Origin of the sequence: Sphingobium tyrosinilyticum, assembly GCF_042654265.1 — a bacterium.
Taxonomy (GTDB): Bacteria; Pseudomonadota; Alphaproteobacteria; order Sphingomonadales; family Sphingomonadaceae; genus Sphingobium; species Sphingobium tyrosinilyticum.
In genome coordinates this window covers 1-524 of record NZ_JBHSFZ010000052.1, presented here as the reverse complement: position 1 = coordinate 524, position 524 = coordinate 1, and the positions used below count along the sequence as shown (strand labels likewise).

The following is a 524-nucleotide window of genomic DNA, read 5'->3' as shown; positions in this document are numbered from 1 at the left end:
GGGCATTGGTTCAGCGTGCCGCCTTGGCCAGTTGCGCCTCACGCGCCGCACGCATCTCCGCAAAGTCCTTGCCCGCATGATAGCTGGAACGGGTCAGCGGGCTGGACGCGACCTGCAAAAAGCCCTTAGCGCGCGCAATCGCGGCATAGGCGTTGAACGCAGCCGGCGTCACAAACTCCATCACCTTGGCATGTTTCGGGGTCGGCTGCAGATATTGGCCCATGGTCAAGAAATCGATGTCGGCGGAGCGCATGTCGTCCATGACCTGGTGAACTTCCAATCGCTCCTCGCCCAAGCCCAGCATGATGCCCGATTTGGTGAAGATCGAAGGGTCGAGCTTCTTGACCGACTCCAGAAGACGCAGCGACGCATAATAGCGCGCACCGGGACGAATGGTCGGGTAGAGCCTCGGCACCGTCTCCAGATTGTGGTTATAGACGTCCGGCCGCGCAGCCACGATCATCTCGACGGCCCGCTCATGCTTGTTCCGGAAATCTGGCGTCAAAATCTCGATGGTCGTATCC

General features: G+C 60.1%; 1 protein-coding gene. It reads right to left on the bottom strand.

The genetic code is table 11. The annotated features are described in order from the left end of the window. Window positions 1–10: 10 nt before the first annotated feature. Window positions 11–524: lipoyl synthase (locus tag ACFO3E_RS15820; protein ID WP_380806054.1), on the bottom strand; the 514-nt coding region annotated here is incomplete at its 5' end.